The sequence below is a fragment of the Streptomyces sp. NPDC004658 genome, from assembly GCF_040609555.1.
Taxonomy (GTDB): Bacteria; Actinomycetota; Actinomycetes; order Streptomycetales; family Streptomycetaceae; genus Streptomyces.
The window spans coordinates 46,406-72,237 of sequence record NZ_JBEXKG010000012.1 but is presented as its reverse complement, the minus strand read 5'-3'; the positions used below and the strand labels follow the sequence as shown (position 1 = coordinate 72,237).

The 25,832-nt window shown below is 70.1% G+C and carries 18 protein-coding genes and 2 pseudogenes; 13 read left to right on the top strand and 7 right to left on the bottom strand.

What is annotated here, in order from left to right; genetic code table 11:
* The first annotated feature begins 155 nt into the window (after nucleotides 1–155).
* Nucleotides 156–2,909, top strand: a complete 2,754-nt coding sequence (locus tag ABZV94_RS07585; RefSeq protein WP_356338223.1) for a BREX system ATP-binding domain-containing protein — start codon at nucleotides 156–158, stop codon at nucleotides 2,907–2,909.
* Nucleotides 2,910–3,533: 624 nt separating this feature from the next.
* Nucleotides 3,534–4,277 carry an SOS response-associated peptidase gene (locus ABZV94_RS07580; protein ID WP_356338221.1) on the top strand — a complete coding sequence of 248 codons (744 nt, stop codon included), beginning with the start codon at nucleotides 3,534–3,536 and terminating at the stop codon, nucleotides 4,275–4,277.
* Nucleotides 4,278–4,421: 144 nt separating this feature from the next.
* Here ABZV94_RS07580 and ABZV94_RS07575 read toward each other — a convergent pair whose 3' ends face one another.
* Nucleotides 4,422–5,534 carry an ABC transporter substrate-binding protein gene (locus ABZV94_RS07575; protein WP_356338219.1) on the bottom strand — a complete coding sequence of 371 codons (1,113 nt, stop codon included), beginning with the start codon at nucleotides 5,532–5,534 and terminating at the stop codon, nucleotides 4,422–4,424.
* A gap of 331 nt (nucleotides 5,535–5,865) precedes the next feature.
* Nucleotides 5,866–6,702, bottom strand: a complete 837-nt coding sequence (locus tag ABZV94_RS07570; RefSeq protein WP_356338218.1) for a DUF6461 domain-containing protein — start codon at nucleotides 6,700–6,702, stop codon at nucleotides 5,866–5,868.
* 957 nt (nucleotides 6,703–7,659) lie between these two features.
* On the opposite strand from ABZV94_RS07570, the gene ABZV94_RS07565 reads away from it, so the two are divergent.
* The 3 genes from ABZV94_RS07565 (at nucleotide 7,660) to ABZV94_RS07555 (ending at nucleotide 11,450) form a co-directional block, all read left to right on the top strand.
* Nucleotides 7,660–9,300 carry an alkaline phosphatase D family protein gene (locus ABZV94_RS07565; RefSeq protein ID WP_356338216.1) on the top strand — a complete coding sequence of 547 codons (1,641 nt, stop codon included), beginning with the start codon at nucleotides 7,660–7,662 and terminating at the stop codon, nucleotides 9,298–9,300.
* Nucleotides 9,301–9,668: 368 nt separating this feature from the next.
* Nucleotides 9,669–10,148 (top strand): hypothetical protein, encoded by a 480-nt coding sequence (locus tag ABZV94_RS07560; protein WP_356338214.1) that lies wholly within the window; start codon nucleotides 9,669–9,671, stop codon nucleotides 10,146–10,148.
* Between the two features lie 726 nt (nucleotides 10,149–10,874).
* The gene (locus tag ABZV94_RS07555) at nucleotides 10,875–11,450 is read left to right on the top strand and encodes a hypothetical protein (protein ID WP_356338212.1); all 576 of its coding nucleotides are present in this window, start codon (nucleotides 10,875–10,877) and stop codon (nucleotides 11,448–11,450) included.
* A 246-nt stretch (nucleotides 11,451–11,696) separates the two neighbouring features.
* Here the strand turns inward: ABZV94_RS07555 and ABZV94_RS07550 are convergent, their stop codons facing one another.
* The gene (locus ABZV94_RS07550; protein ID WP_356338258.1) at nucleotides 11,697–13,061 is read right to left on the bottom strand and encodes a N,N-dimethylformamidase beta subunit family domain-containing protein; all 1,365 of its coding nucleotides are present in this window, start codon (nucleotides 13,059–13,061) and stop codon (nucleotides 11,697–11,699) included.
* A 792-nt stretch (nucleotides 13,062–13,853) separates the two neighbouring features.
* Here ABZV94_RS07550 and ABZV94_RS07545 point away from each other — a divergent pair.
* Nucleotides 13,854–14,141 carry a DUF4190 domain-containing protein gene (locus tag ABZV94_RS07545; RefSeq protein WP_356338210.1) on the top strand — a complete coding sequence of 96 codons (288 nt, stop codon included), beginning with the start codon at nucleotides 13,854–13,856 and terminating at the stop codon, nucleotides 14,139–14,141.
* 268 nt (nucleotides 14,142–14,409) lie between these two features.
* Nucleotides 14,410–14,937: a GNAT family protein gene (locus ABZV94_RS07540; protein ID WP_356338208.1), complete on the top strand. Its 528-nt coding sequence runs from the start codon at nucleotides 14,410–14,412 to the stop codon at nucleotides 14,935–14,937.
* A 38-nt stretch (nucleotides 14,938–14,975) separates the two neighbouring features.
* On the opposite strand, the pseudogene ABZV94_RS07535 reads toward ABZV94_RS07540, so the two are convergent.
* The 3 genes and pseudogenes from ABZV94_RS07535 to ABZV94_RS07525 all read right to left on the bottom strand — a co-directional run.
* A pseudogene (locus tag ABZV94_RS07535) lies at nucleotides 14,976–15,222 on the bottom strand (transposase); the annotation flags it as partial.
* An 80-nt stretch (nucleotides 15,223–15,302) separates the two neighbouring features.
* Nucleotides 15,303–15,548 (bottom strand): DUF5133 domain-containing protein, encoded by a 246-nt coding sequence (locus ABZV94_RS07530; RefSeq protein ID WP_356338207.1) that lies wholly within the window; start codon nucleotides 15,546–15,548, stop codon nucleotides 15,303–15,305.
* A 219-nt stretch (nucleotides 15,549–15,767) separates the two neighbouring features.
* Nucleotides 15,768–16,058 (bottom strand): hypothetical protein, encoded by a 291-nt coding sequence (locus ABZV94_RS07525; RefSeq protein ID WP_356338205.1) that lies wholly within the window; start codon nucleotides 16,056–16,058, stop codon nucleotides 15,768–15,770.
* Nucleotides 16,059–16,912: 854 nt separating this feature from the next.
* Here ABZV94_RS07525 and ABZV94_RS07520 point away from each other — a divergent pair.
* The 5 genes from ABZV94_RS07520 to ABZV94_RS07500 all read left to right on the top strand — a co-directional run bounded on the left by ABZV94_RS07520 (nucleotide 16,913) and on the right by ABZV94_RS07500 (nucleotide 23,123).
* Nucleotides 16,913–17,188, top strand: a complete 276-nt coding sequence (locus tag ABZV94_RS07520) for a hypothetical protein (RefSeq protein ID WP_356338203.1) — start codon at nucleotides 16,913–16,915, stop codon at nucleotides 17,186–17,188.
* A gap of 389 nt (nucleotides 17,189–17,577) precedes the next feature.
* Complete coding sequence (locus ABZV94_RS07515; RefSeq protein WP_356338256.1) at nucleotides 17,578–19,230, top strand: serine/threonine-protein kinase; 1,653 nt, start codon at nucleotides 17,578–17,580, stop codon at nucleotides 19,228–19,230.
* Between the two features lie 197 nt (nucleotides 19,231–19,427).
* Nucleotides 19,428–19,949, top strand: a complete 522-nt coding sequence (locus ABZV94_RS07510) for a DUF1707 domain-containing protein (protein WP_356338201.1) — start codon at nucleotides 19,428–19,430, stop codon at nucleotides 19,947–19,949.
* A 166-nt stretch (nucleotides 19,950–20,115) separates the two neighbouring features.
* The gene (locus ABZV94_RS07505; RefSeq protein ID WP_356338200.1) at nucleotides 20,116–21,681 is read left to right on the top strand and encodes an oxidoreductase; all 1,566 of its coding nucleotides are present in this window, start codon (nucleotides 20,116–20,118) and stop codon (nucleotides 21,679–21,681) included.
* Between the two features lie 899 nt (nucleotides 21,682–22,580).
* Nucleotides 22,581–23,123, top strand: coding sequence for a dihydrofolate reductase family protein (locus ABZV94_RS07500; RefSeq protein WP_356338198.1), 543 nt, complete (start codon nucleotides 22,581–22,583; stop codon nucleotides 23,121–23,123).
* A gap of 66 nt (nucleotides 23,124–23,189) precedes the next feature.
* On the opposite strand, the pseudogene ABZV94_RS07495 reads toward ABZV94_RS07500, so the two are convergent.
* Nucleotides 23,190–23,307: pseudogene (locus tag ABZV94_RS07495) on the bottom strand (IS5/IS1182 family transposase); the annotation flags it as partial.
* A gap of 509 nt (nucleotides 23,308–23,816) precedes the next feature.
* Here ABZV94_RS07495 and ABZV94_RS07490 point away from each other — a divergent pair.
* Nucleotides 23,817–25,580 carry an MOSC and FAD-binding oxidoreductase domain-containing protein gene (locus tag ABZV94_RS07490; RefSeq protein ID WP_356338196.1) on the top strand — a complete coding sequence of 588 codons (1,764 nt, stop codon included), beginning with the start codon at nucleotides 23,817–23,819 and terminating at the stop codon, nucleotides 25,578–25,580.
* Nucleotides 25,581–25,832: the final 252 nt, after the last annotated feature.

Sequence of the window (25,832 nt, the reverse complement as noted above, 5' to 3'; positions counted from 1 at the left end):
TCTTACAGCGGTTCTTCATTCAGTGGACGACGACTCCTGACTGTCTCAAGTAGCGAGAATGCCATCAAAGAAGGCATGCTAAATTTCTCTACTGCCCAGGGTGATTTTTCAGCCAAATCCAGCAGGGGCGAGGGAACTGGTACGGCGGTGTTCGGATGCCTGGCAACATACGTGGGGAACTGGTGGGCCGCGACGGTGAGGTCACCCGGTTGAGGAAGATGCTCGACGCGACGGTCGAGGGCGCCGGGGGCGCGCTGGTGATCCGCGGAGAGGCGGGCGTCGGGAAGACGGCCCTGCTGGATCTGGTACGCCGGGAGGCGGATGCCCGCGGCCTGCTGGTGCTCGGCGCGCGGGGAAGCGAGTCGGAGTCGGAGGCCGCCTTCGCCGGCCTCCACCAGGCGCTCCGGCCCGTGCTCGACGAGCACATCGGCAGCCTGTCCGCGTCCCTCCAGAAGGCTTTGCGGGTAGCCCTCTGGCACGAAGACGGTTTCGCCGACCTGCAGAGGGTGGCTCTTGCCACGCTGGAGCTGGTCGTCGAGGCCTCCGACCGCCGACCGGTGGTCATCCTGCTCGACGACCTGCATTGGTTCGACACGCCGTCGCTCACCGCCCTCGCCTTCCTGGCCCGGCGTGTAGAGGGAGAGAGCGTACTGGTGCTGGGCACGACCAGGACGCTGGAACTCAACGACCCGCTACGCCGCAACGGCTTCACGGAGATGTACGTCCAAGGGCTGGACGCCCGCTCCGCCGCGAGTCTCCTGGACGCCTGCACCCCGGGGCTCTCCACGCCGCTACGGCAGCGCGTTCTGCGAGAGGCCGCCGGAAACCCACTCGCGCTGATCGAGCTGCCGCGGTCGTGGGATCTCCTCGTCTCCCCCTCCATCGTCCCGGTCAACGCCAGGCTCCAGGTGGCCTTTGCCGCCCGCCTGGACACGGTGAGCGAAAGGACGCGCGTGCTGCTCGCCACGCTCGCGGCGGACAGCACCTGCAACCCGGGCCAGTACCTGGCAGCGGCATCCGAGGCATGCGGACAGCCGGTCGGGGCGCGTGAAGTCCAGGAGGCCATCGACGCCGGCCTCATCGACCTGGTCGACGAGGAACTGAGGTTCCGGCATCCGCTGATGCGCTCCGCGGTGTACTCCTGCGTCCCCGTGACCACGCGTCTGGCTGCTCACGCCGCGCTCGCGAACCAGTTCGCCGCACTGCCCGACCGCCGGCTGTGGCATCAGTCGCAAGCCGTCCTCGGCACCGACGAGGCACTGGCGACGAGACTGGAGGAGCAGGCCACCAGCGCGCGACGGCGAGGCATGCTGACGGTCGCCATCGCCGCTCTGCGGCGCGCCGCGGCCCTGGTCGAGGCTCCGGCGCGCCGGACGTCCCTGTTCCTCTACGCCGCCGAACTGGCCTGCGAGGTCGGACATCGCAGTGCCGCCGTGGAGCTGGCCGACCGAGCCGATCCCGCGCTCATGGGGCCGGCGGAACGAGGACGCCTGACTCTCGTCCACGAGATCACCGCACCCAGGGACTTCCGTGACGAGACGCGCGTTGAGGAACTGATCAGCCATGCGTGCGCGGCGCAGGAGACGGGAGCGACCATCCTGGCCGTGAACCTGCTGTGGCGGGCCGCTTCCCGCTGCAACTGGGCCCGGTTGTCGACCCGCGTCCGCCAGAAGGTCGCGGCCACCGCCGACAGGATGCGCCTGGAGCCCGGGGATCCCCGCCGGCTGGCGACTCTCGCGCTGGTGATGCCGGAGGTGTACGGCCGTAAAGCCCTCGCCGCGATGCGGCGGCTCCCGGCCGCCGACGGCGGGCTGGAGACGTCCCGGTACCTGTGCAGCGCCGCCATCGCTGTCGGCGACTACCACAGCGCCTCCTCGTATGCCCGTGCCGCCGCCAAGGTCTCCCGCGAATCGGGGCAGCACGCGGTGATGTCCCGGACGCTGGGCACTGCGAGCTGGTGCCGGATCTGGACCGGCGAATGGGACCTCGTCCGCACGGGAGCGGCGGAGGCGGGCGAGCTGGCCGAGGACATGGGCAACGCCTTCTGGGGGCTGTCCGCGAAGATCAATTTCGCCATGCTGGCCGCGCAGCGCGGCGACTCCGCCACCGCGGAGGAGCTGGCGCTGGAGGCCCAGTCCAGCCCCCTGATCCGCGGTGCGGCGTTCATGCAGTGTGCCGCGCTCACCACGCTGGGGGTGGCCGCTGCGGTGGCGGGGCACCCCGAGAAGGCACTCGGCCGCTTGCGGAGGGTGTTCGACCCGGCTGATCCCGCCTTTCACGAGCTGCGGTGGCGGGCGGCGCCCCACCTGGCGGACGCGGCACGTGTGCTCGGACGTCAGGAGGAGGCCCGTTCCTTGCTCGCGGGGCTGGAGGAAGCGGCCGATCGGCTGCCGTCCCCGATGCTGCGCATGTGCCGTGCCTATGTGAGGGCCGTCCTCGCGGATGACGGTACCTGTGAGGAGCTGTTCGACCAGGCCCTGTCCGGGGAAATCGCCCGCTGGCCGCTCGACCGGGGCCGGCTGCTGCTGACCCAGGGATCGTGGCTCAGACGCAGTCACCGCGTCGCCCAGTCACGCGAGCCGCTGCGCGAGGCCCGTGACACCTTCGACGCCCTGGGGGCGCGTTACTGGAGCGAGCGGGCCCGGCAGGAGTTGCGTGCCGCCGGAGAGGACAGCGAGCGGCCGGCCGACCCGGTGGGGGACATTCTCAGCCCCCAGGAACTGCAGATCGCTTCCCTGGCCGCGGAGGGGCTGACCAACCGGGAGATCGCGGTACGCCTGTTCATGTCGCACCGCACGGTCGGAACCCACCTCTACCGGATCTTCCCCAAGCTCGGGATCACCAAGCGGGGGCAGTTGGGTGCCACCTTGCGGTCGGTCTCAGCGAACGGCTGGGAGCCGAATCAGTGACTCGGCGCGTGGCGAAGCCCTCGCAAGCCCGCCATCGACCCTCGGCTGCCCCGCGGTCGGACGCGGGCCTCCGATCACCTGGCAGGCTCAGTGCGCCGGTGCTCCGCCGGTGCCGCCAGGAGGTACGCCACCCGACAGCGGTGAACCGAGCCCCGTACAGCCCCGGTAAGCCTGCGAGCGACGTGCGCTGCTCCCCCTCGGCCTGCGGCCCAACGGCCCATCGGAAGCAGCTGAGCCCGCGCCTCGGCTGTTCCCGCTGGGCAAGCTCACGCAAGGGGCCGCCACCGGGACGGCCGGAACGGCGTCCTCGGCTGTCCAGTCCCCTCGGACAGGGCAGGGACCGGGCGCGCGTCCCTCCGGGGAGCCGGCCGGAGCGGTGCCGTCTGCGAGCTTCGCCTGCCAGGCGCCGGTTGAAGGAGCCGCCCTCCACACGGGCCGTGTGCTGCTGACCGACCTGACTCGCGCCCCTCGGCCGAAAGCTGGACGCCGGTCCTCACCGCCCCCCCCGGCCTCGGCGGACTCCTGCTCCCGACGCCCGACCAGCCCCTGCCGTCGCTGCCTGGGCACCCCTCGGTCACCGTGACGGACGCATCGTCGTCGGCCGGGCGGTGAGAGAGTGGTCGCATGTGCGGTCGATACGTCTCCACTCGGAGCCCGCAGGACCTGGCCCGGCTGTTCCGCGTCACCGAGTGGCCCACCACGGAGGCGCTCGCACCGAGCTGGAACGTCGCGCCGACCGACGACGTGTGGGCGGTCCTGGAACGCCCTCCGCACAACGTTGGCGATGCCGCAGCACCCGTCCGGGAGCTGCGGCCCCTGCGCTGGGGCCTGGTGCCGTCCTGGGCGAAGGAGCCGAAGATCGGCGCGCGGATGATCAACGCCCGGGTGGAGACGGTGCACGAGAAACCGGCCTTCCGCCGTGCGTTCGTCAAGCGCCGCTGCCTGCTCCCGGCGGACGGCTTCTACGAATGGCAGCCGCTCAAGGACCCGGGCACCGGCAGGACCCGCAAGCAGCCGTACTTCGTCCACCCCGAGGACGACCAGGTGATGGCGCTCGCCGGGCTGTACGAGTACTGGCGCGACCCGGCCGTCCCCCAGGACGACGACCCGGCCGCCTGGCTGACGACCTGCACCATCATCACCACCGAGGCCACCGACGCAGCCGGCCGGGTGCATCCGCGCATGCCCCTGGCCCTCACCAAGGACCACTACGACGCCTGGCTCGACCCCACCCACCAAGACCCCGACACCCTGCGCGCTCTCCTCGGCCAACCCGCCGACGGGCACCTCGACGCGCGCCCGGTCTCCACGGCCGTCAACGACGTCCGCACCAACGGCCCCCAGCTCCTCGACCCGATCAGCCTGTAGCCGCACCGGTCCCGCCGAGGCGAGCTGCGGCGTGCCACCGCCCTCGCCGGACACGGCGTCGAGCCCCTCACTGGGCGACGGTGCGCACGCCCTCCTCATGGGCGCAGGGTCCGGGCAGGCGTCGGACCTTCTCCCCGTGCTCTCTCAGCCGGCGTGAAGGATCCGAAAGCGATCGGGTTCCGCCGGATCCCGATCAACGACTTGAACCGGCGTCCAAGCCCATTGCCACACGCTGATGCCCGGCGTGCGGGAGAACCGGATCTCCCCGCGGGTGCCCTCGACAGCGACGCTCGGCCAGGATGCGGCCATGCGCGCCCGGTCCACGCCGTGAGAGCGCAGCACGTCGGCGAGGACGACGACCGTGTCGTAGCCCTCGAACGCGACGAAGGAGGGCGCAGCGGCCAACCGCTCGCGCAGGGCCGCCTCGACTCGTGCACCGAGCGGGCTGAGGCGCTCGGGCAGATAGCGCAGGAACGGGATCGCGGCGCCGTCGTCGCCCAGCAGCCTCGCCCATTCAGGGAACTCGGGTTGCCCGGCCGGAGCACCCATCATGATCTCGGCGAGGCGCTGATCACGGCGGACGGACTTGACGATCGACACCGCCGGTTCCGGGTGGCCGACCAGAAGAAGGAGGGCTGTCGCGCGATGGTCGACGAGTTCGTCGCACACGTCCGAAGGGGCGAGCGCACGCATGTCGAGCTCGATGACGCTGCCGCCGTGCGGAGCAAGGTGGTCCCGCAGGATGCGGGCCCCGGATGCCCAGTAGACACTCGGCTCGGATGCTACGGCGACGCGACTGCGGCCCGTGCTGAGGAGGAAGTCCGCGTAGATCCGCCAGCCGTGGGACTGCGCCGGGGCCAGGCGCGCGACCCGTTCCGTCGGCTGTTCGGTGAGCGCGTCGAGAACAGCCGACGAGCAGAGGAACGGCAGGCCGAGGGCGTCGGCCCGGGCGGCAGCGGCGCGAGCGACGACGCTGTGATACTCCCCCGCCAAGGCGGTCACGCCCAGGCGAGCCAGTTCGTCTACGGCCGCGGCAGCCCGTTGTGGATCAGCCGCGGTGTCTCGGACGACCAGCTCGAGTGGCCTTCCGCCGATCCCGCCGGCTTCATTGACTTCATGGACGGCCAGCTCCAGTCCTGCGAGCAGGTGCCGGCCTGCCTCGACCCAGCCGGGCCGAGTCAGCGGAACGAGAGCGCCGATCTTCACTGATGACTCGCCGGTCCACTCAGCTTCGGATGACGAATGTGACGTACTCATACGTTGGCGTCTCCCGCGTGACGATACGGTCGCAGGTTCCCCGGATCGCCGAATGACAAGGCCCGGTGGTATGCGTCCCTCTCATCTCGCCACGGCGAGCGCACCTGCGTGATCATGCCGGCCATTGCATCCACCGCCATCGCCGACGGGCAACCGATTATGCGTTCGGCGCTGACGTCCGCAGAGGCACTGTTCGCGCCCGCGGCGGGGTACCACCGCTGGTCCCGGGCCGGACTCAGGGCTGCCGCTCCATGTTCGAAGAAGCTCTCGTGACGGCAATGTCCATCGGAGAGGGCGGCTGGTGCGCTGGGGACCCCTACGCGCCCGTTCGCTACTCACCCGTCTCGTGTTCCGAACGATCCTTGGCGGAAGGCTCGTTGTAGGTGATCACGACCGGCGCGTCCGCCTCCGCCCGTGCGCGGTCGGAAGCCGCTGCGATCCCCTCGTAGGTCCATTCCTTGTGCAGGCGCTCTCCGTGGGCATCGGTGATGTCGACGACCAGGCCGGTCCACTCCTCGGCGGGCTGTTCGGGGACGAGTCCCAGATCGTACGTGGCGTCCTGGAGCAGGGATTCGGTGACACGTACGCCGGTGAGTCTCTCGGCCAGAGCGAGAACCGCCGCCTTCCCGTCGACGACCGGGGCGCTCTCGTCGTGCTCTCCCTCGGGAGTCAGCGGGAAGCCGACTTCCCGCAACAAGGGAACCAGTTCATCGGGGCTGCTGCCGTCGCGCGCCGACGGGCCCTCGAACGCCGTACGGAGCTCACCGTCCTCGAACCAGTGGAAGAGGTGGATGGGCTTGCCGCCGTTGCTCGAGTGCGCCACGACCCGGCCGCCCTCCGACAGCGTCTCCGCGCACGGCATCCCAAGGCCACCGTCAAAACCGAGGACAACTGTCCAGTCGCCTTTCTCGCCCGGGGTCTTGAAGGCGCCCGCGATGTAGGACTCGTCCCAGTAGTCGTAATCCACCTCGGCACGGTGAGCGTCGTTCGCCTCGATCAGCCCGGCCGTGCCCTGTCCAGTGCCGCGCGGTTCCGCCTCCAGCGCGCGCAGCACCTCCTGCGGGCTCCGCCCCCGAATCAGTGTCACGGTGTACCCGCTCTCCATCATGTGGCGGAAAAGCGGCGAGGTGCGGATCCAGGCGTAGTCGTGTGCGGTCACCAAGTTCATACGGCGCAGTGTGCATGATGCCTCTGACAATGGCCGATGAGCCGGTTCTCACAGCTGGAGCTGACGCTCCGGCCGCGCCCAGTCCGTGTCAGCAACATGTTCGTGTCACGAGCTCTACGTACATGTCTGCTTCTCCGAGCACGTGCAACTCCCGGCGGAGAAGGCTGCTCCTGGCGCGACAACCCAACTACCAGGCCGTGTATCGAGAGTGGATCCCGGGCTGTGAATGATCATGGTTCATGGGTCAGGGAGATCTCACGGATGAACAGTGGGCGGTACGGGAGCCGTTGTTCCGAAGAGGGCGAGGGTGGCGCGGCCGCCTGATCTCCGGTAAAGGCGCGCCCCGGGCATCAAGGGCGGGCAAGCTCCATCTCATCGGGCAGCAGATATTTCCCTCCCGCATCGCCTCCGGCGCCTCGCCGTCCGCTGGGGAGCGAAGCCACGGACTGCACGATGCCCCGGTGACCCTCGCCTGCAGCCTCGTCTGCTGGACCGACCTCCTCGAAGAGCCGTGGCAGGTTGGACGCGGATCCGTAGGCGTGCTGGAGACGGGGCCTGTCCGATGCCATGCCCGTAGTCTTCCCTCCCCCGCCGCGTCCGATCGGCGTACCTCACCCATCTCGCCCCGGGAGCGTCCCACCACTTCTCAGGCCGCCCTGTGCTGTCCCCTCGAACAGTGCCGAGACTTCGGTGCTTTGACGCCTCGGTACGGCGGCGCCCGGCCCAGGGTCACCGATCCAACCCGCGTTCAGCGGTTCGGCGTGGAGCGGCAGGCCTGTGCCAGAGCCGGAGCCCAAGGCGGCTCCGGAGTCGGCGCCGGAGCGGGACGGTTGGCTCGATGCCGGAACTCATCATTCCGCCATGTAAGCGTCATGATCCTGCCAAGCCCCGGCCCCGTCGAGGTAGTGACGGCCCTGTCAACTGCTGCTGGATTCACCGCGACAGGGGAGAGACCGGATGACACCCGCAGCACACCCGTCCCAGCACGCCCCCGAACTGCGCGCCGCCGCCAGACACCTAGGCCGGCGCCGCTTCCTCACCGTCACCGGCGCCGCCGCCGCGCTCGCCTTCGCCGTGAACCTGCCCGCCGCCGGCACGGCCGCCGCCGCCGAGTTCGACGCCCGGAGAATCACCGAGGACCCCTTCACGCTGGGCGTGGCCTCGGGCGACCCGCTGCCCGGCTCGGTCCTGCTGTGGACCCGGCTGGCCCCGCAGCCGTACCAGCCTGACGGCGGACTGCCCGCACAACGCGTCGCGGTGCACTGGGAGTTGGCCCACGACGCCAACTTCCGCCGGATCGTCAGGCGCGGCACCGCCACCGCCCACCCCGAGTTCAGCCACACCGTCCACGTCGAGGTGCCCCACCTGCCGGCCGACCGCGTCTTCTTCTACCGCTTCCGGGCCGGCGCCTGGCTGAGCCCCACCGGCCGCACCCGCACCGCCCCGCTGCCCGGCACCCGTCCCACCGCGCTCACCCTGGGCGCCGTCTCCTGCCAGGCCTACGCCGACGGCTACTACACCGCCTACCGCCACCTCGCCGAGGACGACGTGGACGTCGTCTTCCACCTGGGCGACTACCTGTACGAGTACGCCGTCAACGCCACCGGCAACGACCGCAAGTACACCGACCGCACCCTCCCGGCCCACTACAACCGCGAGACGGTGACGCTGGAGGACTACCGGCTGCGCTACGCCCTGTTCAAGTCCGACCCTGACCTGATGGCCGCGCACGCCGCGCACCCCTTCGTGGTCACCTGGGACGACCACGAGACGGAGAACAACTACGCCGACGACATCCCGGAGGACGGCGGCTCCTCCGAGGAGTTCCTGCTGCGGCGCGCCTCCGCCTACCGCGCCTACTGGGAGAACCAGCCCCTGCGCCGTCCCCAGTTGCCCACCGGCTCCGACATGCGGCTCTACCGCCGCCTGCACTGGGGCAGGCTCGCCCAGTTCGACGTCCTGGACACCCGCCAGTACCGCTCGGACCAGGCCTACGGCGACGGCTGGCAGTACCCCGGCCCCGAGTCCGAGGACCCGGCGCGCACGCTCACCGGCGCCACGCAGGAGCGGTGGCTGATCGACGGCTGGCGCGCCTCGCGGGCGCTGTGGAACGTCGTACCGCAGCAGGTCACCTTCTCCCAGCGGTACAACACCACCGCCACGCCGTCCAAGGTCTCCATGGACTCCTGGGACGGCTATCCGGCCTCCCGCGAGCGGATCCTGGCGGGGGCCGAGGCCGCCGGCGTGGAGAACCTCATGGTCCTCACCGGCGACGTGCACGTGCACTACGCGTTCGACATCAAGCGCGACTTCGACGACCCCGGTTCCCGGACCGTGGGCACGGAAATCGTCACCACGTCGATCACCAGCGGGCGCGACGGGGCGGACCGGCCCAGCAACTGGGCCACCTACCTCGCGGCCAACCCGCACATGAAGTTCTACAACGGACGGCGCGGCTACGTGACCGTCACCCTCGGACAGGAGGCGGCCCGCGCCGACTTCAAGACCGTCCCCTACGTCACCCGGCCAGGCGCACCCGTCACGACCGCGGCGTCCTTCGTCACGGAAGCCGGCGCGCCAGGACTCAAGCCGGCCTGACCCCCCGTGCGGCGGACCCCGACGCGCTCACCAAGAGGCTCGCTCGCGCGGTGCGTCGGGGCGTGCACGTCACGTCGGCTCACGGTGCCGCCCCGGCTGAGCAACGGTCGCGGGTGAACTTGCGCCCGCACTCCGGACACACCCAGTGGCCACGCCTCGCGCTGTGCGGCTTCCCGGCGGAGGGGGCGTACTCGGACGGTCTCCGAGGCCGAGCGGGGCGCGATGATCGGGTCGCGGCTGCCGTCCCACGCGTGCCGGAACGGGCCCCCGGACCAGGTGCGGGCCGGGCTTCGCGCGGATCAGCGTGATGACCGGTCCGAGATCGCAGTCGCGACACGGAACGATTGCGCTCATCCTGGCAGGGAGGCGTGGCCGGCTTCGCGCGTCCGTCGTGCGTCGCCGACCACGTCAGGGAGGTGATGTGCATGACAGCGATACGCGACAAGACACAGCGAGGCCAGAGCAGCACGCCGCTCAGTGGCGCCTCGTTGGCCGCCGGGGGCACGATGCTGCTCAGCGGGGCGTTCAGCATCATCATGGGCGTATCCGGCGTCGCACGGGACCGCCTGTTCGCCACCTCGTCCCCCTACACCTACTGGTTCGACCTGACCGCGTGGGGCGTGATCCATCTCGTCGTGGGTGTGGTGCTCCTCATCGCAGGTCTTGGGGTCCTCGCGGAGAAGAGCTGGGGACGCGGGGCCGGCGCGGCCGTGACAGCGATCAGCCTGATCACTCAGTTCATGTTCGTGCCGCACTATCCCGCATGGGCCATTCCCATGATGACACTCGACCTCCTGATCCTGTTCGCGCTCACGAGGTTCCATATCGAAACCAGCGGCGGCCGGTAAGCCTGCGACACTCTCCGCTCTGGAACGAGACCGCGCTTGTTTCGCGTCGCGGCCTGCCGAGGCCGGGCGTGCCGACGGTTGCCGGCCGTGCCTTGGGCGAAGCCGCCCTGCGCCGATCACCCGGCCGGAAGGCGGAGTCCACTCACTGAGTGACGAGGCGGAATGGGTGATGCGGTTCGCGGGGGCAGACGGCGATGGTCAGTCGGCCACGGCCCGGTGAGACGCCTGTCGGCACGTTGGCGCCCATGATCCCGATGTTCCGCCGGTCCTCGTAGGGGACCCAGCTGATGGTGGCGGGGTCCCCTTCACGCGGGGTGAGCTCTGCGTCGCAGAGCGGGCAGGGCAGGCGGCCGGGTCCGTCGTGCGCGCCCCGGCGGCACGTCGTCGAGCCAGCCAGTCAGTAGGCTCCACGGTTGCCGTACACGGCCTACTCGGGACGTCGGCGAGCATCACTCCGCCCCTGTCTTCCGGCACGCCACCGTCATCGGCGCGAATGGTACGGCCGACTCGCCGCCCGCGATCGGCATCCCGTGCGGCGACGCCCGCCGCTGCGGACGGCGACCTCCGCCTGCGTGAGTGGCCGGTGCCAGGGTCGTAGACGGTGCCGGGCTGCGGCGTCCAGAGCAAGATTCCCTATTTGCCCCTGTCTGGCGTACAACCTTCCGGTACGGCGGACGGTCTCACCCGGCATCAGAGTGCGCGACCAGTTCGACCAAGGGGGACAGGATGCGACGTATCAAAGCGGCAGTGGCAGTGCTCGTGCTCGCGGGGGCCACGCTGACAACGGCGGCGAGCACCGCGGGCGCGGCCCCGGCGGAGGGACCGCGCGCCGCGGCGGCCTGCCCGACAGGCTGGGGCAGCGGCGCCAAGGGTGGTACCGCCAAGGGCGCCGATCACCTGGAGGACGTCAGGACCGGACGGCACGAGTGCTACGACCGCATCGTGTTCGACGTGCCCGGCGGCGGTGACCGGATCGGCTACCACGTCCAGTACGTGGATCGGTTCTACGCGGACCCCTCGGGCGAGTACATACCGGTTGCCGGCGGGGCGATCCTCGACATCCGCGTCGGCGCGTGGAGCTACGACCTGGAGGCCGGCATGCCGACCTACCCGGGGAAGGTGGGCGAGCCCCTGCCCGGCGTGAACATCACCGGGTACCGCACCTTCCGGGACACCCGGTTCGGCGGCACCTTCGAGGGGCAGACGCAGGTCGGTCTCGGCGTACGCGCCCGACTGCCCTTCCGTGTGACCCAGTTGGACGACCGGGTCGTGGTCGACGTGGCCCACAGCTGGACGAGTTAGCCGACGCCTGGCCCGGCATGGACGCGCAGTCCGTGTCCCTCGGCGGCCGCCGTCCTGGCGCCGCCGGTGGCCGCCGCTTCTGCCGGCCGGGCCTTGGCTCGAATCGGGGATCCGCTCCTTCCCGGGCAGTCTTCCGTGCCGGCCGCACTCGCCCGACGAGGTGTCGAGCACGGCCGCGGCCAGTGGTGCAGGCTCTTGGACCGCTCTGGGCCGCTGACACAGGGGCACCATGCCGCGGACGCCGTTTCATGTCCGCGTCCTGTACAACTCGCTGACGTTCGGGCGGGCTGCCGGGCGGTGACGGGCGGCGGGGCCCTGCGCGAAGGCTCGCAGGACGTTCTCCGTCGTCCGGGTCACGAAGGTGCGGGTACGGGCGTCCATTCCGTGGTCACGGCCGCCGTCGGGAGTGCCGGCCATGAGGGCCTCCACCCAGCGCATGGTGCCCGTGGCGAACACACCGGCGCCGTTGGCGGCCGTGTAGTAGGCCGAGTCGCTGTGGCTGCGGCGGCCCCCGCACACCAGGGGCGAATGGGCCGTGATCTCCAGCGGCTCGGGGACGGGAGCTGCGGGTGTGACCCGGTCGTATTCGACGCCGACCAGGTGGTCGAAGCCGTCGCCGGGGCGTACGCCCGTCCCTTCGTAGAGCCAGTGGTCCGCCGCGTGGACGACGTACGGCGCGTCCGTCGGGTAGCCCTCGTAGAGCACCCCGGTGAGCGAGGACTCGGGGTCCGGTGCCGGGGCCTGGCGGAAGTCGGTGGTCACCAGGGAGGGCTGGGTGGTGTAGAGGGGGTCGGACCGGGCGGAGGTCTTGTAGCAGACCACCGTGCGGTCCGGCTGCGTCTGCCCCGGTTCGAGGCGGACCCGGCGGAAACAGGTGTTGGCGCCCAGGAACAGCACGTTGGTGCCGGCGTCTCGGGCCTTGGTGACGTTACGGCGCTGCTCCTGGGTCCAGTACTCGTCGTGCCCCAGACAGACAACCGCGGCCGCGCCGTGCAGGACCTGCGGGTCGCGGGCCACATCGATGCCGGTGGTGTAGGCGAGGGATATCCCCAGCCGCTCCGCCAGCACCACCGCCGCCCGCTCGTACACCATGAACTTCTCCGCGCCGTCGGCGTCATAAGGCCGGTCGAAGCTGACGGCCAGGGAGCGGGTGGCGTACGCGCCGGAGGCACCGGCGTAGAGGCTGTGGCCGCCCCACCGGTTGTAGGCCTGCCAGGTGGCCGGGGCGTGGATCAGGACCGTACGGTGGGTGCCCTGCGTGGAGCGCACGATCAGCGGGATGTAGCGCTGGTGGCCGCTGTCCGCGTCCAGCCGCAGCAGATACGCGCCCTCCGGCCAGCCGGCCGTGCTGAAGGTGAGCGTGCGCGGCCAGTCCGCGCGCACGGTACGGGTGTCGGGCAGGAAGCGCGGTTCGGGCTGGACGCGGCCGCGTATGCTCCCGGAGGACCACACCTGCCGGGCCTGGGTGCCGCCGTACCAGCCGACCCGGAACGCCGAGACCCGGAAGGACGAGGCGGTCGTCGAGACGTACAGGCCGCATTCCTCGCCCGGTGTCACGCTCACCCGGTCGGCGTAGCCGGCGACGGCCGGGGCAGGGCCCCGGGAGGTGATACGCCATTCGGGTGTTCCGGGCCGGTCCCGTTCCCCTTCGGGCCGGTGAGAGAGGGTGGACCGGTTGCTCCCGCGCGCGGGACCGGTCGCGTCACAGGCCACGGCAGCCACCGACGCGAACCCCAGCCCCGTACACCCGCTGAGGAAACGCCTACGCCCCACCCCCCGCGTACGAGCCGTCCCCTCACCACCGAGACCCCCTTGCCCGGCATCGCCAACGCTCACCACGCCTCCCGCAGTCCCGGCTCCCCCCTCACCCCTCCCTCCCAGCCAAGATGACACAGCCACACGGAGCGCGCGCCCTGCCCCCGACCGTGGCCGCCGTGCTGGGGGCGCGGGCTGCCGTGCCCGTGAGACCACAATTCAGCGCCGCCGTCGTCGGGGGCGGCGACACCTGTGTACGACACCCCTCACCTGCGGAGCTGGTGCCAGTGGCGAGGACGACGGAGCGGCCCTCCGGGACGATGGCACGCCTCGACGGGCGGCGCCTCGCCACCCCACCGGGAGAGAGCCCACCAGTCGGTCGCCGGGCGGCAAGCCGGATGGCTCACTGGCGCAGGTGGCCCCGGCCAGGGTTCTCGGAGGTCGGCACCGGCGCCACGAAAGCAAGGCGAGCCACTGCATGGGGTTAGAGCAGCGCTCGATGGTACTGCCTCGCGGCATCCTGCCCCTTCGGCTGCTTTCCCTGGGCACGACATAGAACGGTTCACGCCGGGCACACGGGGGGTCAAGAGACAACCAAAGAGGGCTAAAGGTCGTTGAGCCCCGACTGTCATCAACGCGGGAGCAATTATGACAAGTTACGGCGGGTCTTCCACTGCACCCACTCGTTCTCGTACCAACGGCCTGGCGATCGCTGGTCTGTGCTGCGGCATCGTCGGACTGTTCGTACTGAACATCATTCTGGGCCCGCTGGCCGTCGTGTTCGGCGCCGTCGGACTGCGGCAGTCGGCCGCCAAGGGTGGGGCAGGCATGGCGAAGGCCGGCATCGTTCTCGGCATAGTCGACGTCGTCCTGTGGCTCGTGCTTCTCGCCGTCGCCGCCAACAACGGCGGCTTCAGTTGGCACGTGGGTGGCTGACCGGCCTGAGACGCCCTGCGTGTGCGGCCCGCTGCACCGGCGGGCCGCACACGTGTGCGCACAACGATGTCTGAGAACAGCGAGTTCGCCGAACATGGGAGTGCGGGCACGGTGCGCCCGGCAGTCCACCTCGGCCTCGGCACCACCGGCTCGGCCGTCCGAGCCTGACTGATCGTTTCAGAATGAAGCGCTTGGCCAGAAGCGTCGGATCGTGCGGCTCACATAGGCTGTCCGGTCTCATCCGATGCATCGCCATGAGGATCAGCCCATGCACAACAGCACCAGGATCCGCCTGATAGAGCCCAGCGACGCCGCCCCGATCGCCGCGCACAGGGTGCGAGACTTCGAGGCCTTCCGGCCATGGGAACCTGCCCAGCCAACCGACTTCTTCACCCCGGAGGGCCAGGCGGAGCGGATCGACAGGCTGCTGGCCGGATACCGGGCCGGCACGGTCTGGCCGGGCGTGGTGCTCGCCGACGACCAGGTGATCGGGCAGGTCACCGTCGGAGGCATCCTGCCGCAGCCGCACCTTCGCCGCGGTTCCGTCGGTTACTGGATCGCCAGCGTCGCCCAGAATCAAGGGCACGCCGGACGCGCCGTCGGGCTTGTACTCCAGGTGATGACGGACGAACTCGGGTTGCACCGCGCTGAGGCGTCCACCCGTCCGGAGAATCTGCCGTCGCAACGGGTACTGCGCCGCAACGGGTTCAGCCCGTACGGCGTCGCGCACTCCTCGATCTTTCTCGACGGGAGCTGGCGGGACGGGCTGCTGTGGGAGCGGGTCCTGGGCGACTGACTGATCATGCTTGGAGCCGGGACGGGCTCGGTCGACCGGTCCCGCAGCCGGCGCCAGGCCGTCGCACCGGAGCAGCCCACACTCTCTGCGGGAACGTCACGCCAGGCGACACCGGTCCGCAGCACATACATGACGCCGGCAAGCGCCGTTCGGTCGGGAACACGCGACCGCCCCGGATGGCGACGGCGCCGGCTCAGGAGCAGGCGGCAACAGTCGAGCCACCCGCTCCCCCAGGTCGTCAGGAACAAGATCAACACGCACCCGAACACGCGGCGCGGGGACCACTGGACCGGACTCGCCCTTCGGGGCAGTCCCTCGTGTATTGCAGGGCCGGTGGGGCGCCGAGGCTGTGCGGGCGCTTGGCGTCAGGCGGCCAGGGTCTGCGTCGCCTTGGCGGACGAGGTGCGGTCCGCTCGAAGCCGTTCCAGCATGGCGTCGGCGGCGACGAGGGCCTCCTCCACCGAGTGGGTGCCGGTCATGACGCACAGCGTGTAGGAAGTGTCCTCCAGCTCTCGGCTGGAATGACCGGTGGGGTGCAGGTCATGGCGGAAGCGGGCGTCGGCGAATCGGGCCAGTACCGCGCGTAGTTCCTTCTCGGCAGGCAGCAACACAGCGACAACTTTCTCGAAGGGCGGGCCGTTCCGCAGGGCCCGCGACGTCCGTGAGCGCGCACCCGCCGGTGGCCGGACGCCTGGGAGCGGTGGATGCGTACTCCAGGGAGTCGTTTGCCCCGCTCTGATCACCGTATGCACCTGTCCTGCCGCACTCTGCTGAGGACAGCCCCGTCACGGCGAAGGCTTGGATCCCGGTTCCGTCTGTGCCGCGATGGGTCACTCGTCCGGGTTGAGCTCGTCGTACACCAGCTCTACGAGCCTGTCGGCCTCGGGCGTACGGGGGTCGGGGGAGACCTCGTAGTACCCGCCCAGAGTCATGATCACATCCTTGTGCGAGCCGTCGTACTCGTGCCGGCCGTCTTCCCGTTCCCCGGAACTCCTGGGGTCGGCGACCTGCCACCACCAGATCCTGCTCCGGATCTCGTCCTTCGTCAGGGGGCCGTCCAACGTGATGTCCCTGCCCTGTACCTTCGCCGTGATCCTCGCCGAGTCCGCGCCGGTGGCCATGCGCCCTCTCTCCTTCCCTCGCAGCGGACGCCGTCAGCGCCTTGCACCTCGCGCCTCGCGTCTTGTGTCGATCACAGCAGCGGCTACCCCGTCCAAGGCCATGTGCCACGCTGTGAACCGAACAACCGCCGAAAGGGGCGGAGGAGCCAGCAGGGTCTGCGCACCCCGTCCTGGGAGCGGCAGTGCCGGAGCCCCCAGCCGGCGGGGAGGCCAGTGCGGGGCGGGCCCGCGGCCGAGCAGAGCGGCGGATGTGATCGCGGTCCGCGCCGTCGTCTTCCTGGGCAGCCAAGATCAGCCTGCGACGGCGCGGGGCTCGCACCCGAGCGGCGGCTCGCTGCCCGGCAGGCTGACCAGCCCGTCGCTGCCGGGGCGGGTGTGCCACGTACTCCCCGATCGTGTGCGCACCGGCCCAGACACGCGACCGGCTCGGCGTGCTCCCGCCGGGCGGCCACACCCACTGCCGGCTCGGCACTGATCTCCCGCCGCTTGCCGCAGGTCGAGGCGCTGCTCGCGGTCGCCTCGCTTCGGAGCCACCAGAGCCGTGCACGCGGCGCGGCTGCCTCCTTTCAGACCTTTGTCTGTTCCAGCCTGCCGCGTCCTTCAGTCGCTCGGGGTCGGGCCAATCCAAAAAGGCGCCGCTGACGTATGCAAAGTAGGGGCGGAGCCCGGGGCACGCCCCTGGTCGACTGGTCGGCTGGTTCCGGTGCAACTGAGTCCTGGATGCGTCAGGTGCTTGCACGGGCGACGCCTATAGACGTGTCTCCGTCCGCGAGGCGGTAGCCATCCATCTCGCGCCCCTGGAAGTCGCGCGAGGCGATGAGGGAAAGGACGTATCCATCATGCGAGCACCATCCGTGAGGCGTCTCGCCGCGGCGTCCGCCGCCGGCGTTCTGATGGCAGGCGGCGCCGCAATCGGTGCAGCAGGCACGGCCGCAGCAGCGGTCCCCACCGCGCACAACGATGTGATCACCAACCGGTGCTTCGGTCACGACGACTGGCGCTGTTTCGACCACGGCGGATTCCGCTTCGACCATCGCGGGTTCTGTTTCAACCACCCACGAGCCTGCTTCGACCACCGCTTCGACCACCGCTTCGACAACCGCGTTGTGGTGATCGTCGTGCTGCGGTAGCGGTGCGGCATCGGGTGCCTGGCCGTGGGCCTGTCCTGCATGAGCGACGGGTCTGCACGAGCGACGGGCGGGGGGCGCGGGCGAGGAGGCCCTGTGCGCTCCCGCCCACGCCCCCACGTCCCTGTGTCCGGGCCTCCAGGACGTCACCGACGTACCGCGGTAACCGCGGTACGCATCGGCTGGTGATCACCCACAGCTTCACGGTTCGCAAGGACCAGGAGGCCGGCGGTCGACGGCTCCCATGCCCGTCGCGCCACACCCCGGCTAGGATGCCGTACGCGGTCGCCCGGCGCGGAGAGGGCCCGAGGTTCGCGACCGTGGTCCGGCGCGCGCGGATTCTGGGTGCCCATCGCCGCGCCCAGCAGTCAGGGAGCACGGCCGCGCCGTCGATGACCAGGGGGAGATACGTGTCCAGCCGTGTTCAGCCGGTGCAGCAGGCCGACCCGCGCCGCGTAGGTCCGTACCGCATCGTAGGGCGGCTTGGATCCGGCGGTATGGGCACGGTGTACGCCGCGCTCGATGTCGCGGGAGAGCGGATGGCTGTCAAGGTCGTCCATCCGGCACAGGCCGCGGACGATGAGTTCCGTGCCCGCTTCCGGCGGGAAGTGCAGCTCTCCCAGCGGGTCACGGGGCCGTGTCTGGTGCCGATCCGCGACGCCGACACCGAAGCTGAGGTTCCCTGGCTCGCCACCCCCTACGTTCCCGGCCCCACCCTCGACCGGCATGTGACGGCCAACGGTTGTCTGACCGGAGCACACCTGTACGCGCTGGCGGCCGGTACCGCTGCCGCACTCGCCACCGTGCACGCCGCCGGCGTCGTCCATCGGGACGTGAAACCGCAGAACGTGATCCTCGCCCCGTCGGGGCCGCAGGTGCTGGACTTCGGCATCGCGCACGCGCTGGACGGCACTTCCGTCACGCGCACCGGCGTGCTGACCGGCACGCCGGGCTGGATCAGCCCCGAGCACTACCGCACCGGCGCCGTCGGCCCGGAAGGGGACGTGTTCGCTTGGGGAGCTCTCGTCGCCTACGCCGCGACCGGCCGTCTCCCCTTCGGCGGTGGTGCCGCGGAAGCGGTGGCCTTCCGCGTCATGTCGGCTGAGCCGGACCTGGACGGTGTGCCGTCCGACCTGCGGCGCCGGGTCGAGCAGGCTCTCGCCAAGGAGCCGTCCGAGCGGCCGGCCGCTGCCGAACTCGCACGTGAGTGCACCGAGTTGCTCGCTGCCCAGGCAACTGCCGTCGTCTCCCCCGGCGGCCGGCAGCCCACGCTGATATCCGACCTGGTCAGCCTGCACTGGGACCTGGCGGTCGAAGACGAGCCCGTCTGGTCCGTCCCGTCCCATCGCGACAGCCGCGCCCGGCTGTTTCTGGCGGTTGCCGCCGCAGCTGCCGTCCTCGGCAGCGTCGGCGGCGCCCTGGCCGCCTCCCAGTCGTCCGACGCGGCCCAAGGCAAGGGCCCTGCCCCGAGGAACCAGGGGCGCGCCACTACCACCGCTACTGCCGCTGCCGCTGCCGCTGCCGCGCAGGAGACCGCCGCGCGACCGAGCGGCTCTGCTCCGTCTCGGTCCGAAGCGCCGACCGCGTCGCAAACCCCGCAACGCACAGCCGCCCCCTCCCCCGCGTACACCCGCCGCGACGACGCGCAGCCCACCATCGACGAATGGGCGGACGCCCGGGTGCCGGCCACGCCGTCCGAGAAGACCGCCGCCCAGCGCCTGGTCAGCGATGCTGCCCCCGTACTCCAGGGGCAGCCGTACACGGGGGACAGCGTGACGGTGACCTTCAACCCCGAGGCGCAGACCATGTTCGTCACCTTCGGCCCCGGGACGTACCCCGAGGGACAGGACTACCACGACGACACCAACTGGACGGACGTCGTCCGCGGCCTCATGTTCGACAGCTGCTCCGAAGCGCAGCAGGACTTCCACGACGACACCGCCTGGCCGTACGGCCGCGCCGTCGTCGTCTACCGCGAATCGATGGCCAGCCCCGTCATCGCCGACTTCCGCGACGTCACCCACATCGACAGCTGTCGCGTATGACCCCTCTGACCACGGTGGTCACCTCAAGGACTGCGCTGACACCTAAGGGACTGCACCGACGGCTTCGACCGCTTCTGTCAAGCGTTGCCCTCGGCCGACGTCCATGCCAAGCTGCGCTGTTTCGAGCCGTGGCCGGAGCGGGGGCCACCGGTCCCGCTCGCCCGCTCGTGATGTGAACTGCCGCTCCGCGTGCAGAGATGCCACCCATCGAGAAGCGCTCCGACCCCGGCGCATCCCCCGGACTGCGAGCCTCTCATGCCGACCGGGACCGGGTGGTGGACGTGCTGCGCGTCGCGGCGGGAGACGGCCTGCTGACCGCGGACGAGCTCGACGAGCGCCTCGAAGCTACCCTGTCGGCGCGGACACTCAGCGAATTGGCCGTGCTCACCACCGACCTTCCCGCTGTGTCGATCGCTCCGGACGGTACCGCGGCGGAGATCGCCGAGGTGAAGGACGTCGTCCGGATCGAGCAGGTCTTCAGCGGCGCGGTCGAACGGACGGGCCGCTGGGTGCTGCCGCGGCGGCTGGAACTCGCGGTGACCTGGTGCGACGTGACGCTTGACTTCACCGAGGCCGTGATCACGCAGGACACCCTGCGGAACGACGTGGCCATTGGCAACGTGGTGGTGCGGCCCCCGCGCCGAACCCTCGGGCAGTGGCTGCTGCGCAGGCCCCTCTTCCCCTCCGCCGGTCCCCTGTTCCCTTCCGCCGGCGCTTGATTCCATCGCCCAGGAACGCCAGTGGCCCGGTAACCGGCGCCCCTGTCGTCGTGGCCGACATCAGCGAAGAGGCGGCGTCCCTAGAACTCCTAGCGGAAAGAGACTTCGTTCGATCCGGGTGCGATGAGGTCAGGCGAGCACGAAGGAAGATCACTACTCTGCATGAGTGCTTTCCTATGACGAGTTGACTTCACCGGAGCGTGAGCTGTGGGACGCGTTCCCCGAGGGCCGGCGAGTGGACCTGCGTACCGGGACTCCGGAGGAGGACAGGGTCGCCGACGGCGGACAGTGGGGGCCCGAGCGGACGGTGCGGGCAGCGGTGGTCGCCGCGCTGTTGCTGGGCGCGAACACCGGGCAATCGGGTGCGGTAGCGCGTCTGCGCCTCACCGGAGCACGGATCTCCGGACGCCTGGACCTGGCCGGCGCGCAGATCGCCCATGCCCTCTGGCTGGAGGCGTGCTGGTTCGAGGAGGCGGTGAATCTCCTCGGCGCTTCGACGCAGACCCTTGTGTTCACGGGCAGCCGGATACCCGGCATCGAGGCCGATTCGGCCCGCATCGAGGGCAACTTCTCCCTGCGGCGCTGCGTGGTGGAGGGCGGAGCCCCCACACCCTTCAACCGCGTGAGCACCGCCCTGTCGCTCACCGACGCCCGGGTGAACGGCGGACTGCTCCTCAACGAGGCCGAGTTGGTCGCACCGGACGGGTGGGCCCTGTCGGCCGGTGGCTTGGCCATGGAAGGCGGCATCTTCTGCAAGAACGGGTTCGTCGCATACGGGGAGGTCCGGCTGATGGGGGCGCGGTTGCCGGGCACTCTGGTCATGCAGGGTGCCCGCCTGGAAGGACCCGGCCCACGTGGCGTGGCCCTCACCCTCGACAACGCCACGGCCTCGTCGCTCAAGTTCTCCGAGGGATTCACCGCGAACGGCACGGTACGGCTGCGCGGCACCCAGGTCAGGGACAGCGTGACCTTCGACGGAGCCGTCCTGAACGGCCCGCCCACCGACGACGGAAACGCCCCGGCGCTGATCGCCGTGCACCTGCAAGCCGTCGACCTCGATCTCACCCTCGCCCGACCCCCGTCCGGCACCCTCGACCTGCGGGGCGCCCAGGTGTCGTACCTCCACGAGAACGAGCACAGCTGGCCGGACAGGGTGGAGCTGGACGGCTTCGTCTACGGCTCCATCAAGACGGCGGACGCGAACGACGAGCGCCGCGAGGCCGTGGGCGACCGGGAGTCGGTGGCCCGACGCGTGGCATGGATACGCAGCAGCCCGGGCTACAACCCACAACCGTATGAGCAGTTGGCGGCCTGGTACCGCAAGGCGGGGCACGACGACGACGCCCGCCGCGTCCTCCTCGCCAAGCAACGCCACCGGCGCCGCACACTGTCCCCTGCGTCCCGCGCATGGGGCCATCTCCTTGACATGACCGTCGGCTACGGCTACCGGCCCTGGCTGGCCGGCGTCTGGCTCCTCGCCCTGATCCTGCTGGGAACACTGTCCTTCTCCACGGACTCACCCCAGCCGGTCAAACAAGGCGAAGGTGTCCCGTTCCAGCCCCTCGTCTACACACTCGACCTCTTGATCCCCATCGGGGCCCTGGGACAGCGCACGGCCTGGTATTGGTCGAACGACAGCCTCCAGTGGCTGGCCTACCTGCTCATCGCCCTCGGCTGGGTGCTGACAACCGCCGTCATCGCGGGTGTCACCCGCATCCTGCAGAAGAACTAGCGGGCAAGAGCTGAGCGTAGGCGTCGCCAGCATAGGAGTGCGCATCCAAGGATGAGGAAGGCTTCGTGGACATCGTCGCGTATATCCGAGCCCAACTGGGGCCGGAGTTACTCAGCCGGCGGCCATTAACGGGTGCCCCCCTACTCAGCGTTCCTGGCATGATGGCGTCCATGACCGCATACCGAAAGGCCGATGCCGCGTAGACGGCCCGGCAGGCTCCGCGCCGACCAAAGACATCGCCCGCGTACCTGGAGCGATCCGCCGCCAAGCCGGATCCACTGGCTTTCGGCCCGCGCCAGCGTAGCGATACATCGAGTTGAGAGGCTCTCGACCGACTACTACCTGTACCCGGGCGCCACAGACCGAGCGTTGAGACGGTACCGAGCCTTTGCGCTGTCGCCAGGACGCCGCTCCCTGTACCCGCAGGACGCGGAGTGCTCGTGTCGCGGGTGTTCCTTCGACGATGTGCGGCACGCGCGGGACGTCCTTGATGAGGTCCTGCAGCAACTGCCGGCCTGTGCTCGCGAGGAACTCAGGCGTCGGGTGGCTTCCCTGGACGTCGCATACCTCCAGCGCACTCTGCCGGATCCGTTCGCTGATCAACGTCAGCGGCGCTCCGACCCCTGGTGGCGTCGCCGTCTCGCCGGCGGCAGGGAGGGCCCGTGGACCTGACCACCTTCCGCAGCCAGGGTGGAATGGTCATGGCTGCTGTGATCACGGCATCAGGACCTTGCTCACCCAGCTTCGCCGCGAGGGCGCGGCGCGCCACCTGGGCCACTCCCCTGCCCGCGCGGCAGCAATCGGGGTCGCCACCCCGCATACGCAGGCAACTCCACCGTCACCCTCCCACGGCCGACCTATGCTGCAACCCTGGGCTCCGAAATCCGTGGAGAAGACGCATGAGCGATGTGGGCACCGGCGCCGGCAAAGTGGTCGTGAACAGGGCGATGTCTCTGGACGGGTTCATCGCCGGGCCTGGCCACGCCATGGACTGGATCTTCGAGTACCTGACTGCGGACACGTTCCCGGAGGTCATGGCGGCCACGGGCGCCATGCTCGTCGGCCGGGGCACGTACGAGGTCGCGCAACGTATGGCCGGCCAGGGCTCCGCCTACGACGGGGGAGCACAGTTCGTGCTCACCCACCGGCCTCCCGACGAGCCGGACCCCACGGTCACGTTCCTCACATGTGACATCGAGGAAGCCGTTGCCACGGCACGCAGCGCCGCGGGCGGCAAGAACCTGGAGATCCTCGGTACGGATGTGGCCGCTCAGTGCCTGCAGCGCGGGCTCGTCGACGAGATCCTGGTGTACGTCCTACCGCTGCTGCTCGGCGACGGCGTCCGCTTCTCGCCCTCAAGCCTGGGCAGGATCGACCTGGAACCTTTCGGCAACACCCAGTCGGGCGCCGTCACGATGCTCCGCTTCCGCGTACGGAAATAGGCGATCCCGCATGGCCCAGTGGACGCGGGAGGCGGACGAGGCCGGGTGGTACTCGTGGGCGCAGACCAGACGCCGGTGCAGTACCAGGATCCCGTAGGTCTGCTCGACCCTCCACCGCTTCGCCTGCGGAACGAACCCCCCTTTCCCGCGGGCTACGCGCGACGGTCTCGGCGCCGATGCCCAGTCCGACTCCATGCGCTACGACCTGGTTCTTGAATCATCGCCGCAGCCCTCATCTGCTACCGCCGGAGTGAGTGACAGAGCCGGCCCGAAAGCGAGATCAGCGCCACCCCGACGGAATGGTGGACAGCTGCTCCGCCAGCTCCCAGTGCACTGGCCTGGCCCCGGGCTCGAACCAAGGGGCTCCGGCACCAGTCCAGGCTCCGCGATGTCGGCGGCGGACCGCAGCCGAGGTGCCGTCCTCGTTCCCGGCCTGCCCCTCATGGCAACACTCATAAAGACTCACTGAATGCGGTCAGTCCAGTACAAAGAGACACTGCGCCGCCGCCCCGTAGCCAGCGGAATACGAGTGATCAGCAGAGAAAGAGAATGAACGGCCCCTTCCATAGCCAGTTCCCGCGTCATCACAGAATCGCGGCTCCATCGCCGGACGAACTACCATCAAACCGAGAGTGCGTACATCACAGCGCCATGACGGGCTGCCCCGGCCGACCACCCCACAGGAGGTCCGCGATGGCGACGCTGTTGTCCGTCAATGTTGGAATGCCCGAAGACGTCTCCTGGCAGGGAAGGACCGTTCACACCGGCGCCTGGAAGTCCCCCGTTCGCGGTCCCCGCATGGCGCGGCGGCTGAACATCGACGGAGACGGCCAAGGGGACCTGGCCGGGCACGGCGGCGAGATGCGGGCCGTCCTCGTCTACCAGCTGCAGTCCTACCAGTACTGGCGGCAGCAGCTCGGCCGCGACGACCTGGCCTTCGGGATGTTCGGGGAGAACCTCACCGTCGACGGCCTGCCCGATGACGAAGTGTGCATCGGCGACCGGTACCGCATCGGCGAAGCGGAGTTCGAAGTCAGCCAACCGCGCGTCACCTGCTACCGCGTCGGCATGCGCCTGGGCGAACCCGCCATGGCCTCCCTGCTGGTGGCTCACCACCGGCCGGGCTTCTATCTACGCGTGATCACCGAAGGGCGGGTCCAGGCCGGCGACGAGATCGTCCTCACCCGCAAGGGCCCGGAAGCACTCAGCGTCGCCGACACCGACGCACTGCTCTACCTCCCTCATCGGGACCCCGCGACGCTGCGCAAAGCACTGAACATCCCTGCTCTCAGCCCCGGATGGCAGCAGTCCTTCCGTGAGCTCGCCGCCGCCCAGCCACCCACACAGGAACGCGGAGGGCCGAGTGAACGCGCCGACACCCCGACGCCCGGAGCAGAACCGGCGTGGCCGGGCTTCAAGAGCATGCGCGTCGCCCGCATCGTTCCCGAGACCCCCGCCGTCTCCTCGATCTACCTCGCCACCACCGACGGCACTCCCCTCCCAGCGGCCCGACCAGGCCAGTACCTCTCGCTCCGCCTCCCCGTCGGCGACGCGGCACCCGCGGTACGCAGCTACTCCCTGTCGTCCACGCCCACAGCCGACACGTACCGCATCAGCGTGAAGCACGAGCCCCGCGGGAAAGTCAGCAGCTACATCCATGCCACGCTCCACCCAGGGGATCTCGTGGACGTCGCCAGCCCCCGCGGAACGTTCGTGCTCCGGTCGGGTACCCGCCCGGTCCTCCTCATCTCCGCGGGGATCGGTGCCACTCCCGTACTGGCCATGCTCCACCAACTCGCCGCCGCACAGGACCCACGTCCCCTCTGGTGGATCCACACCGCCCACGACCGTGCCCACCACGCCTTCGCGGACGAGGCCCACGCCCTGCTGGCACGACTCCCCCACTCCCACGAGCACATCTACTACACCCACGACACCGCCCCGCACCTCGACGAGCCCCGCTTCACCCGGGGGCGCCCGACGGCCCCGTCGCTCGCGGCCATGGGCATTCCCACCGAGGCCGACGCCTACCTGTGCGGACCGCCCGCCTTCATGGACGACATCGCCGGCCACCTGCGCGAGCACGGTCTGCGTCCCGAGCGGATCCACACGGAACAGTTCAGTGCCCTGCCCGCCATCAACCCAGGCGTCACCCCTGGTGCCGCGGTGCGTCCCCACCAGCCCCCCGGTCCACCGGGTACCGGCCCCCTCATCACCTTCGCGCGCAGTGGCATCGCCACCCCATGGTCGCCCACCCGCGCTTCGCTCCTGGATCTCGCCGAGGCCTGCGACATCCCCACCCGCTGGTCGTGTCGTACCGGCGTCTGCCACACCTGCGTCACCCACCTCGTGGCAGGCGACACCGCCTATACCACCCCACCCCTCGAACTCCCCGAGCCCGGGACCATCCTGGTCTGCTGCAGCCGGCCCACCAGCGAAGTCGTTCTCGACCTGTAGTCGGGCGAATCGCGGTGACACCAGCCGCCACCAGTTCACCCACGGCTGTCAAGCCGGTACGACGCCGAAGTCCCCAACGCCCCGTAGTCCCCAGCATTTTCACCGTTCGAGGACGTGCGCTCACCGTGTGAGGACGTGCCCTGCGCGTAGATGTCCCGAGACACCGCGTCGACCGCTTCGACAAAACAGCGGCGGAGTTGGCCGAACCGCGCCGGTCAACAGGATCCGGCCCCCGATCGCCCGGTGGAACCC

Coding starts and splice junctions, on each gene's coding strand:
- ABZV94_RS07510 (WP_356338201.1), top strand. CDS start 19,428: ATGCCACCCATCGAGAAGCGCTCCGACCCCGGCGCATCCCCCGGACTG.
- ABZV94_RS07515 (WP_356338256.1), top strand. CDS start 17,578: ATGACCAGGGGGAGATACGTGTCCAGCCGTGTTCAGCCGGTGCAGCAG.
- ABZV94_RS07575 (WP_356338219.1), bottom strand. CDS start 5,534: ATGAGTACGTCACATTCGTCATCCGAAGCTGAGTGGACCGGCGAGTCA.
- ABZV94_RS07570 (WP_356338218.1), bottom strand. CDS start 6,702: ATGAACTTGGTGACCGCACACGACTACGCCTGGATCCGCACCTCGCCG.
- ABZV94_RS07500 (WP_356338198.1), top strand. CDS start 22,581: ATGAGCGATGTGGGCACCGGCGCCGGCAAAGTGGTCGTGAACAGGGCG.
- ABZV94_RS07585 (WP_356338223.1), top strand. CDS start 156: ATGCCTGGCAACATACGTGGGGAACTGGTGGGCCGCGACGGTGAGGTC.
- ABZV94_RS07565 (WP_356338216.1), top strand. CDS start 7,660: ATGACACCCGCAGCACACCCGTCCCAGCACGCCCCCGAACTGCGCGCC.
- ABZV94_RS07545 (WP_356338210.1), top strand. CDS start 13,854: ATGACAAGTTACGGCGGGTCTTCCACTGCACCCACTCGTTCTCGTACC.
- ABZV94_RS07525 (WP_356338205.1), bottom strand. CDS start 16,058: ATGGCCACCGGCGCGGACTCGGCGAGGATCACGGCGAAGGTACAGGGC.
- ABZV94_RS07490 (WP_356338196.1), top strand. CDS start 23,817: ATGGCGACGCTGTTGTCCGTCAATGTTGGAATGCCCGAAGACGTCTCC.
- ABZV94_RS07540 (WP_356338208.1), top strand. CDS start 14,410: ATGCACAACAGCACCAGGATCCGCCTGATAGAGCCCAGCGACGCCGCC.
- ABZV94_RS07555 (WP_356338212.1), top strand. CDS start 10,875: ATGCGACGTATCAAAGCGGCAGTGGCAGTGCTCGTGCTCGCGGGGGCC.
- ABZV94_RS07580 (WP_356338221.1), top strand. CDS start 3,534: ATGTGCGGTCGATACGTCTCCACTCGGAGCCCGCAGGACCTGGCCCGG.